The following is a 10730-nucleotide window of genomic DNA, read 5'->3' as shown; positions in this document are numbered from 1 at the left end:
TCAAATAAGGGTGGTGAAGTAGACCAGTTTTCAGTACGGATTCGAGATCCAAAGTCCAATTCGGTCTATTCTTCACCTCTACTATACAAAAAAATAGTAGTGCAAACCAATGCCTTGGTCTACACTACTAATCTTAGTATGTTTTTAGTGTATACTTTTATTATGCTTACAAGTTTAATAAAGATAATCAGAAAATGGGAGTTGAATGCATTGGATGCTCAATTAGAAAAGTTGACTGAACATAAAGTATTTCATTTTTTTTCTGAGATTTCATCGATTCCGAGAGGTTCAGGAAATGAACAAGCGATTAGTAATTATTTAGTTGAATTTGCACAAGAGAGGAATTTAGAAGTTATACAGGACAAGGCATTGAATGTCATAATAAAAAAAGGTGCATCCATTGGTTATGAAGATACACCAACCGTTATTATTCAGGGCCATATGGATATGGTTTGTGAAAAGAATGAGGATACTATTCATGACTTTGAAAAAGATCCAATTAGGTTCAGAGTTGTAGGTGATATGTTATATGCAACGGACACGACATTAGGTGCAGATAACGGCATTGCCATTGCCTATGCTTTAGCTTTATTAGACGCGAATGATCTTCCTCACCCTGCACTTGAAGTTGTACTAACGACGGAAGAGGAAACGACAATGAATGGTGCCAATGCTGTAGATCCTGCACACTTTACTGGCAAGATTTTAATTAACCTAGATTCAGGGGAAGAAGGAAAATTACTTGTTAGTAGTGCAGGTGGAGCCCGTATCACACAAATTATGCCGATTGATTGGACGGAAGCATCAGAAAGTGATGTAGCATATTGTATAAAAGTTCTTGGATTAGCAGGTGGTCATTCCGGTATTTCAATTGATCAGGAAAGAGGGAATTCCAATAAGTTATTGGGAAGGTTTTTACAGAGATTAGCTATAGACGTTCCATACTCAATACAAGGAATTAACGGTGGATTAAAATCAAATGCAATTCCTCGTGAAGCAGAAGCGATTGTATTTATCCAATCAACTAACAGTGAGAACGTAAAAAAGAAAACAGAAGAGTTTAGTGCACTAGTTAAAAAAGAATTACAGAAATCAGATCCAGATGTGTTAATTCAAATTGAAAAATATAAGTGTACATCCCGTAGGATTTTCTCTGAAGCAACAAAGCAAAATGCAATTACCTCTTTAATGTTAATCCCGCATGGGGTAGAGGCAATGAGTATGGATATTGAAGGATTAGTTGAAAGCTCGAGAAATTTAGGCGTCGTTACAACAAGTAATGAGGCGATTCATTTTATTAGTGAAACGAGAAGTTCAGTGAAAAGTACAATGAATTATATGGCTATCCAAGCAAAACTCCTGGCAGACTTACTTCAATCTGAACTTGTTATTGATTCGGAATACCCTGAATGGTCTTATTATCCAGAATCGAAGGTAAGGAAACTATTTGAAGCGACGTATAAAGAAAAGTTTGGGGAAGAGGTTGAAATAGTTACAGTCCATGCAGGTATTGAGTGTGGGGTATTTATTGAAAAAATCCCTGGTCTCGACGCAATATCTATCGGACCGAACATGTTTCAAATTCACACGCCCGAAGAACATGTCAGTATATCTTCAACAATAAATAATTGGGAGTACTTCATCTACACATTAGAAAGAATGAAAGAATACGAAGGACTATAATATAGGGGGTTATCTCGAGGAGGACTTGGGATAACCCTTTCTTTCCACTTTTTTATTCCATTGAGAAGATTGGAAACTATTACTTTTACAAATACGTGTTATAATAATATATATATTTTGAATAAAATGGGATTAAGGGAGTACTTTAGATAAATATGAGATTATCATTGAAACATTTAATTTTATTTGTAGCATTTCTTTCTGTTGGACTAACATTATTTAGTAGCATCACATCTGGATACCGAGTCAGTCAAGATTCGCTTCTTGAAAGCACACTCGAAACAAACCGAGTTTATGCACAAAAATTGGCACAGACTACAGACGATTACTTGAACACAACTTTTCAAACATTGGGCTATGCGGCAAAAGATATCGGCACTTACATAGAAGATAGTAACTCAGGGGTATTCTTATCCAAGGAAACGGAACGTTTATTTAAAGAAACAAATACATTTAACTCGGTGGTAGTAGCGTCATCGACTGGTGAAGTGTTGGCGGTATCTCCAAAAACATTAATTGAAGTAGGAGGAAAGTTGAATTCCCCTGGGGCTATACAGGCTCTTGCAGAGAGGAAACCACTTGTTTCAAAACCTTATATTTCAGTAACTGGTCGCTTAATTGTTTTTCTTTCTTATCCGATTTTTAACGAAGAAAATAATTATCAAGGCTATGTTGGAGGCACTATTTATTTATTGGAACAGAACGTTTTAAATGATTTATTAGGAAAACATTTTTATCAGGATGGTTCGTATGTATACGTTGTTGACGAAGATGGTCGAATTCTATACCATCCTAAAATTAATAGAATCGGAAGTATAGTAACTGACAATCCAGTAATTAGGGAAATACAGAGTGGTGTAAGTGGAGCAAAAAGATTGACCAATTCACAAGGCATCGACATGTTAGCTGGTTATGCTTACATGCCGACGACGAGGTGGGGGGTCGTATCCCAAAGACCAACAGAGGCCGCTTTACTGCCTTCAAATTCTATGAGAAATACAATGATGATGAGGACCCTTCCTTTTTTGGCGCTTTCATTTATAATAATCATCTTTCTTTCTAATCGGATTGCATATCCTTTAGAAAAGTTGGGTCGCTATGCGGAGTCAAGTAAAGATGGAATTCGAGACGAAAGCATTGAAGGAATAAATGCGTGGTACTTTGAAGCAATTCATTTACAGAAGGCACTAGTTAAAAGCTTCACCTTTTTAGAAGACAAAGTGAATTATTTCATACATCAATCGACCACGGATCCACTTACAGGCTTGGTTAATAGAAGAGTTATGAACGAACAGTTCACTAAATGGATGGACGAAGAGATTGATTATTCAATAATATTAATAGATATCGATAAGTTTAAACTTGTAAATGACACGTACGGACATTCAGTGGGGGACGAAGTACTGAAGTTTTTAGCGAAAGAAATGCAAGAAGTATCAAGGGAAAATGATGTTTGTTGCCGATATGGTGGAGAAGAATTTATCTTACTATTACCGGAAACAGATTCATTTGAAGCGTTTGATGTTGCAGAAAGATTACGAAAGAAATTAGAAACAACAATTAGTCCAACGGGTGCTCCGATTACAATCTCATCAGGGATTGCAAGTTTTCCAACAGATGCCCAAAATTCTAAAGAACTTATTGAATTGGCCGACAAATGTTTATACGAAGCTAAAAGTAGTGGGCGAAATAAGACAGTAAAACTATAATACTAAACTCATCATAAGATAAAAGAAAGCAAGCACGAGTTGATTACTATTGGAATAGTAATCAACTCTGTGCTTGCTTTTACGATTGAATTTAAAGTAGTGCCAAGGCTAACTTGTTGTCAGGTTGGTGATGATGACGATAGCAATAATAACAACTGCTCCTAATTGACTCATCCACATTGATTTATCGGGATTGTTTGGTCTGTTGTCCGATTTATGCATAGCCATATTCCTTCCCTGTTACTTGGGGTTTGCTCTTGGAACTATTATTCGTTTTCTGCCGAAAAATCACGTTGTCCGAGTTCTTTTTCATATAGGAACAAGGCATTTTTATCTTCGCCAATGCGTTTCAAGTATTCAATATGCGTATCGAAGGTGGCTTCTTCTTCAACTTGCTCGTCTAAAAACCATCCTAAGAATGAGATTGTTGCATGTTCTTTTTCTTCCCATGCCAAATCTGTTAATTCATAGATGTTGCGTGTAACTGACTTTTCTTGTACTAATGCAGATTCGAAAGTATCCAAAATCGAATCGAACTCAATTTTAGGTGAAGATGTAGGTGCGAACTTAGCATGAATTCCACGATCATTCATATAGTTGTAAAGTTTCATGCCGTGAAAACGTTCTTCTTCTGCTTGTTGTAAAAAGAAATTAGCGAATCCACCATAGCTTTGATGTTCACAATACGCAGCCATTGCCATATAAGATTGAGCGGCATCGAATTCGTTGTTCATTTGATTGTTAAGTGCAGTTGCAAGATTTTCACTAATCATTTAATCATCTCCTAATTTTCTTTTCTTTATTTATTTAATACTACCGCAGTTTACAGTCGGAATCACGTAACTTGTTCGTACGATAGAAAGTGGTAGATTAGTTCTTAGCGCAGTAAGTGATTGTAAAAGTGAACATTGAAGTTAAAAGGACTTTTACTTATATCTGACCTATCTAAACTTGAATATCCTTTCTTCTGCTAGAAGAGGGGATATTCATTTCATCCCTATATTTACTAATTGTTCGTCTAGAAATTGAAATGCCTTTTTCCTTTGTTAAATAATCCGCGATTTTCTGATCTGAATGTGGTTTCTGTTTATTTTCTTTAGCAACAAAACTTTGAAGTAAAGCCTTCACATTTGATTGTGAAACACTCTCACCATCTAGGGTTTTGACCTTCGATGTAAAAAGCACTCGTAAATCAAATGATCCTAAAGGCGTTTGAATGACTTTGTTTATTGTAGCCCGGCTAATTGTTGATTCGTGCATTTCAATTTCATCGGCAACATCACTTAAAGTAAGGGGTTGTAGTGATTGTTTACCGTATTTAAAAAAGTCATGTTGTTTCGCTAATAGGACATGCATGATTTTTGTTATTGTGTTTCGACGTTGTTCAATACTTGAAATGAGCCACTGATAATTTTTATAGTAGGAAGCAATATGTGATGATAACTCGTCTTTTTTATGGAGATGATGGGAATAATCACTATTCATATGAATAGAAGGCAAATGATGATCATTTAAATGAAAAACAAATTGATTGTTATTTTCTTCAACAATAATATCCGGTGTTGTATAGTCGGCCGAAAAATCTGAAATGAATGTGCATGGCCTTGGATTAAGTGATTGTATGAAGTCAAATAAATATTTAACCTCAACTAATGGAATCTTCATTAACGTAGATATTTTATTCCATTTACGTTCAGCAACTAAATCCAAATAGTTTTCAATTAAAATTATAGCTAATTTTTCTTCCGGATAACTATATTGAACTTGAAGTGCCAGGCATTCATTCAAATTACGTGCCCCTATTCCAACTGGGCCAACAGTTTGAAGTATATGGATGCCATGCTCAATTTCATCTTCGGAAAATACGTTTAAGTCTATTTCCTGAAGATAGCCATTATCGTCAAGGTTATATATGAGGTGCTTTAACAATCTGCGGGTGTAATCATCTGAAAACATCAACTTGGCAAGTTCAAACAAGCTATCCCGCATATTGATATTTTCATAGTTTATTATATCAATGGGGGCTTCTTTAGAGTTATAAGACTTTGATGACTTACTTAGATCATCATTGTTTGAGGGCTGTTCATCTTTTTCTCTAAGCTCTATTAATGGGTTTTCCAGCTCTTGTTGTTTAATGTACTGTTCGAGTTCGGATGTGGAATATTGTAATAGTTCAATTGCCTGTCTGAGCTCAAAAGTCATTTTTAATTGTAGGTCTTGTTTTTGATGAAGTATAAGTTCCATAGAATCCCACCCTTATAATGAATGTAGACAGTATTATTATAACATTAATTCATTAAATTGACGACGAGTAGAAGGAATACTCTGATAGATAATAGTCTTATTAAGATCCGCTCATCCCTTTGTTACGGTGTGTCATCTTGGGAACTCCGAGGTAGTAATTGAAAGAATAGAAAGATTGATTATAAGGGGAGGGTCTATTAAGATTGTAAGTGAAGGCTTTGTTAGAATAATTGATTTTTTGAAGTTTGAAATTCATGGAAGGAAGCGGTGTGATGAAGAAAAGTGCAAAGGTCAGATGGTATTATGGTTGGAATATTGTAATTGCATCTGCCATACTCACCCTTCTTACAGTAGGTATGCGAATGAGCATAGGCCCATTCTTTTTGCCGATGCTAGAGGACTTTGATATGTCTCGAACAAATTTGTCTATGATAGTTGCAGTAGGCATGTTTGTATATGGAGTTGGCATGCCTTTGGCGGGATATATGGAACGACGCTATGGAACGCGCGTGGTGTTATTATGTGGTTCATTCATAGTTTTTTTATCAAGTATAGGAACCATGTTATCAAAGACACCAATTAGTTTATTATTGTCATTCGGTATTTTTTTATCGCTAGGCTTAGCATTGACAAGCCCCGTTGCACTAACACCTCTAATCGCACGGTGGTTTGTTAAACGAAGAGGACAGGCTTTATTCTATTTAACAACAGGTTCGATGGCTGGAATTGCAATTATGACGCCAGTGAACACTCTGTTAGTGAACCTATTAGGTTGGCAGCAAACCTTTCTAGTATTTGCTTTTGTATTCGTTTTATTCGTCATTCCAACAGCCCTTTTTATCATTCGTGAAGATGTTCCAGAAGGTGCTGACTCAGGTACAGTAAAGAACGGTTCAACTAAGGTGCAATCGAAGGTTGTCGTAGAGCCGAGTCATCAGTTAACTGTACTCGAAGCGATAAAAACGTTACCTTTTTGGCAAATATGTATTGGATTATTTGCTTGTGGGTATAGTATGAACTTATTAGGAAGTCACGGTGTACCAATGTTGGTCGATCATGGTTTTTCTGAATTGACCGCCTCGTTGGGCATAGGCCTAATTGGGATAGTTGCAATACCTAGCACGATTATACTAGGTAAATTATCCGATAGTATGCCTAGAAAAAACATTCTATCTGCAATTTATTTAATTAGAGGATTCGGATTTATTGGCCTTGTTTGGGCTACATATACTTATCAGCTTTATCTTGTTGCATTAATTGCCGGTTTTGTTTGGGCAGGTAGCGTTGCACTTTCATCTGCAATTTTAGCAGACATATATGGGGTACGGTTGCTTGGTGTATTATATGGCTGGGCATATCTATCACATCAAATTGCAGGTACAATCAGTTCATTATTAGGTGGTTGGGGCTATGATGCATTCAGTACACATTGGGTGTCCTTTGGAAGTGCAGCCGTAGTATTATTTATCGCTAGCTTTATTTCGTATCGTATTCCTAAAATGTTGAATGTAAATAAAAACGTATCAAGTAGGAAAGTAGCGGGAGAGCTAAGCTAGTTAACAATATTGGAATTAACTAACTAATTCTGACCTTAATCTTGTCCTAGTAGTAAATGTTAAGGCGAATAATATGGAAAGCTTCCATATTAAATTTAGCAAAAGGGAATGAATGAAATGGTTAAAATAGCATTAAATCATGCGCTCATGATCGAAACAATTCGAGCGAAGGGTCGTTCAAACGAAGAAATTATCGAACTACTTAAAGAAGGAAAGAGCGAAAACTTTAGTGCCTTTGGTAATGGAATACCGGACTGGGATACGTTTATTAATTATTATAATGAAAACAAAGAAAAAATTTCAAAAGCACTTCTTGAAAAATACGAAGTTACATTCCTTACAAAAGGTGCATTGAAGTCACTTTTAAGAATAAAGTATAATTTAGTCGAAGGTACTGATTTTGAAGATAAAGGGGAAAGTCTTGATGAAATTAAGCTTTCTGAAGAACAATTAAAATCACTTCAAACAATTATCTCGAAAAATTGGATGATTCATAAGGTTAGCCCTGTCGATGTAGATACTAGTTATGTGATAAAGATAGAATTAGCGAATCAAACAAGTATGTAATTACACTATTGTTGTTAAGTGTAAAAAATAAGTAGAAGGATCCCTTTTGTTTACGTATAATATTTATTTTAGGATTCATACTAAAGTAAATTCCTTAAAGGGAGCTAAAAATAGTGGAATCTAAATATGAGGACCAACTTCAGCAAGTTAAACAACTCCAACTTCAAATTAATCAATTGGAATTACAAATCGAGTCACAGCAAAAAGAAGAACAAATGACGAAAGAGTCATCGGAACAACAAGATTCTGAACACGACCAGGGCAAGAGTGATAAAAGTAACAAAGAGAAAAAACCTCTTTATTATGAATTACCTAAAGTATTAACTGCAATAGAACTGGGGCAAATTCAGACCTTGCTTAGTGCAAATTTACTTGCTATAAAACAATTCAGGCAAGCCACTCAAAATTGCCACCTTCCGGATTTGAAAAAGCAATTTGAAGAAGCCGGTCAAATGCATTTAAAACACTATAATGAACTGTTAAGTCTTCTAGGTGAAAACGGGGGAAGCTCTACATGACACTCCCTCAAAAAATTGAAAATCCTAGAACTGAACTTTCAAAAAAAAAGAGTGCGAATGATGAAGATATACTAGGGGCAATGGCTTCAACTGAAAAATCCTTAAGTGAAACTTACGTAAATACTATGCAAAATGCAAGCTACGAAAAGCTGTATTCTCTTCTCTTCACTATGTTTAAAGAATCATCCCAGCAGTACAGAAAGCTATTTGAATTGCAGTTTCAACACGGGTGGCGCTCTTTTACATCCGTTTCAGCAACCGAAATAAAAGCGACTCAAAATCAATTTGAAAAGCTGGGCCAACAACTAAATTAATACAAAAGAAGTAGCCATCTAAAGAGATGCCTACTTCTTTTGTATTACTATTATTGTAATTCACATATACGTTCATCAATTTACTAGTGGAACTGAAGAATACTTTATTAAAAGTTGTTTGCCTTTTCAGTATTTTAAGTAGAAAATGAATAGTACATAGTTTATCGTTGCAAATCTAACTGAAAATGTCCGTGAACTGTTTATACCAACTTCACACTTTTTTAGAAAGTTCATAAAGCTTTATTAAGGATTGAAGTCGTTCGCTATATTGTTTATTATCGATTCTATTTTCTTTATATAATATATTTACTGCTTGAAAGATTGGTAAAATAGTTTTCAAAAAAAGCTCATCCTCTTTTTCTAAGGAAGATAGTGACAAGTAATGATTTAAAGTTGATTCAAGGGACTGTTCTTGTTCTTTGAGAATTTTCATTATAATTAACTTGAGCTCAATATTACTGCTAGGTTTGTTCAATTGTAATGAAATTCTCCTTTCTGAAATTTAAGAGAATATAGAATTCAGTCAATATGACGTAAAACTATTGAGAATATGTTATGTTTAGAATAAGTTATTCACTACTGTAATTACTAAGAGTTATATCTTTCCCGAAATAAATGTATTTAGAAGGAATATTGAATACCTCTTCAATCTTTAAAATATAGTTATAGCTGATGTTAGAAGAATCGATTTCCCACTCTTCATATGTAGCTGTATCAACACCTATTTTTTCAGCAACATCAGAAGATCTCATTCCGTTTTTCAGTCGTATAGATTGAAGTGTTTGAATGAGATAAAATGGCACGTCATTTTCTAATACCATAGGATCCCCTCCTTATATACTTAATGATATATCACTTAAAGTGATATTTCAAGGCTTGTAGGATAAATACACCAGAAAATAAGCATGTTAATAAATTTTAGGTAATGTAGCAAGAAAACAATGTATTTTTAGTATGAGATAGAGATGGAGGTTCTATTCATGACGAAACTTGTACACGATTTATTCTCTAGACGTTTAAGAAGACTTCGGAGAAAAAAAGGTATAACAATGGTAGAACTTGCGAATACAATCGGAATGAGTCAAGCCACAATATCTGAATGGGAAAAGGGGAATAAATTTCCAAGGGCTGGAGCATTGCAGCAACTCGCACAGTATTTTAATGTTCCAATGGAATATTTCTTTAAAGAGGATGCTTTGCCAATTGTAAACTTGTTTACAATTAAACATTTTGTGTCGATTTCAGGAGCGGCTCTTTTCATCGACAAAGGAATTCGTGATGACGAGGTCGAGTTTATTAAGGTACCGACTATCTTTTTAGGTGAGAATAGATTAGAAGAAGAGCTCATTGCATTTGAAATAGCAATAGATTGCATGGATTTACAATTACCAGTAGGATCTACAGTGATTGCCGAAAAAGTAGAGGGAAATGAAAATATCGAGAACGATATCGTTTTATTTGCTTTCGAAGGGAAGTATTCATTAGGACGCTATAAAAAAAATAAGCTTAATCAAGTAGTAGTCATTAGTAAAGAATCGACGAATAAAGACTATTATGATCTTGTTATTCCTATTGACAAGAAAAACGAAGTGAAAGTGATAGCTAAAGTAATTTGGAACGGAAGATCTATTTAAATTGTAATTACTAGAAAGAACTAAGCGCCAAAAAGACTAAAGGAAATAATCGAGGCCACTGAAAAACTTACGTTTTTTAATTTGTAGTAATCTTGAAAATCAAAAAGGAGCCAATTCGTTCGGTTTTGAACGAATTGGCTCCTTTTCCTTTGATTGCTCTTACTCATCTTCCTTCATTTTCGATTAAATCGAAAAATGAAGCGCTATTTAGCGTCTGGGATTCTAGTTTACAGTACATTCCGTTGATTGGAGTGCAGAGCGGCGACTCCAGCGGGATGAAGCGGCTCACCGCCCGCCCCGTGGAACGCGTCCGCTCGGAACGGAAATCAACAGTTTTAGTATAACCGTGTTGGAAGAGACTTTCTTACGTTCAGTCAAGTGTTTTTCACACATTATTTACGAATATTATTTATTTGAGTCGGGATAAGTAGAAATCTAACGATTTAAGTTTTTTTTGCGTACACTAAATAAACCTGGTGAGTTCGTTTTTTTTCACAAGGTGTTT

11 protein-coding genes are annotated in these 10730 nt (G+C 35.1%); 7 read left to right on the top strand and 4 right to left on the bottom strand.

Annotated features, from left to right (window positions below):
- The first annotated feature begins 162 nt into the window (after positions 1-162).
- Together ACXYMX_RS16620 and ACXYMX_RS16615 are read left to right on the top strand one after the other, a co-directional pair.
- Positions 163-1683 (top strand): aminoacyl-histidine dipeptidase, encoded by a 1521-nt coding sequence (locus ACXYMX_RS16620; protein ID WP_459045362.1) that lies wholly within the window; start codon positions 163-165, stop codon positions 1681-1683.
- 155 nt (positions 1684-1838) lie between these two features.
- Positions 1839-3392 (top strand): sensor domain-containing diguanylate cyclase, encoded by a 1554-nt coding sequence (locus tag ACXYMX_RS16615; protein WP_459045361.1) that lies wholly within the window; start codon positions 1839-1841, stop codon positions 3390-3392.
- Between the two features lie 266 nt (positions 3393-3658).
- On the opposite strand, the gene ACXYMX_RS16610 is transcribed toward ACXYMX_RS16615, so the two are convergent.
- Together ACXYMX_RS16610 and rpoN are read right to left on the bottom strand one after the other, a co-directional pair.
- Positions 3659-4165, bottom strand: a complete 507-nt coding sequence (locus tag ACXYMX_RS16610; RefSeq protein ID WP_459045360.1) for a ferritin — start codon at positions 4163-4165, stop codon at positions 3659-3661.
- A 172-nt stretch (positions 4166-4337) separates the two neighbouring features.
- Positions 4338-5636: an RNA polymerase factor sigma-54 gene (gene rpoN / locus ACXYMX_RS16605; RefSeq protein ID WP_459045359.1), complete on the bottom strand. Its 1299-nt coding sequence runs from the start codon at positions 5634-5636 to the stop codon at positions 4338-4340.
- Between the two features lie 272 nt (positions 5637-5908).
- Between rpoN and ACXYMX_RS16600 the strand changes: the two genes are divergently transcribed.
- The 4 genes from ACXYMX_RS16600 (at position 5909) to ACXYMX_RS16585 (ending at position 8591) form a co-directional block, all read left to right on the top strand.
- Positions 5909-7192, top strand: a complete 1284-nt coding sequence (locus tag ACXYMX_RS16600; RefSeq protein WP_459045358.1) for an MFS transporter — start codon at positions 5909-5911, stop codon at positions 7190-7192.
- A 117-nt stretch (positions 7193-7309) separates the two neighbouring features.
- Positions 7310-7759 (top strand): hypothetical protein, encoded by a 450-nt coding sequence (locus tag ACXYMX_RS16595; protein ID WP_459045357.1) that lies wholly within the window; start codon positions 7310-7312, stop codon positions 7757-7759.
- A gap of 113 nt (positions 7760-7872) precedes the next feature.
- Positions 7873-8277 (top strand): ferritin family protein, encoded by a 405-nt coding sequence (locus ACXYMX_RS16590; protein ID WP_459045356.1) that lies wholly within the window; start codon positions 7873-7875, stop codon positions 8275-8277.
- Positions 8274-8591 carry a spore coat protein gene (locus ACXYMX_RS16585; RefSeq protein WP_459045355.1) on the top strand — a complete coding sequence of 106 codons (318 nt, stop codon included), beginning with the start codon at positions 8274-8276 and terminating at the stop codon, positions 8589-8591. Before ACXYMX_RS16590 ends, ACXYMX_RS16585 begins: the two co-directional genes overlap by 4 nt.
- 211 nt (positions 8592-8802) lie before the next feature.
- Here the strand turns inward: ACXYMX_RS16585 and ACXYMX_RS16580 are convergent, their stop codons facing one another.
- Together ACXYMX_RS16580 and ACXYMX_RS16575 are read right to left on the bottom strand one after the other, a co-directional pair.
- Positions 8803-9066 (bottom strand): hypothetical protein, encoded by a 264-nt coding sequence (locus ACXYMX_RS16580; protein ID WP_459045354.1) that lies wholly within the window; start codon positions 9064-9066, stop codon positions 8803-8805.
- A 94-nt stretch (positions 9067-9160) separates the two neighbouring features.
- Positions 9161-9412, bottom strand: a complete 252-nt coding sequence (locus tag ACXYMX_RS16575; RefSeq protein WP_459045353.1) for a helix-turn-helix domain-containing protein — start codon at positions 9410-9412, stop codon at positions 9161-9163.
- Positions 9413-9571: 159 nt separating this feature from the next.
- Between ACXYMX_RS16575 and ACXYMX_RS16570 the strand changes: the two genes are divergently transcribed.
- Positions 9572-10225: an XRE family transcriptional regulator gene (locus tag ACXYMX_RS16570; protein ID WP_459045352.1), complete on the top strand. Its 654-nt coding sequence runs from the start codon at positions 9572-9574 to the stop codon at positions 10223-10225.
- Positions 10226-10730 lie beyond the last annotated feature (505 nt).

It is taken from the genome of Sporosarcina sp. CAU 1771 (assembly GCF_054482775.1).
This window is presented reverse-complemented; position numbering and strand designations above follow the sequence as displayed.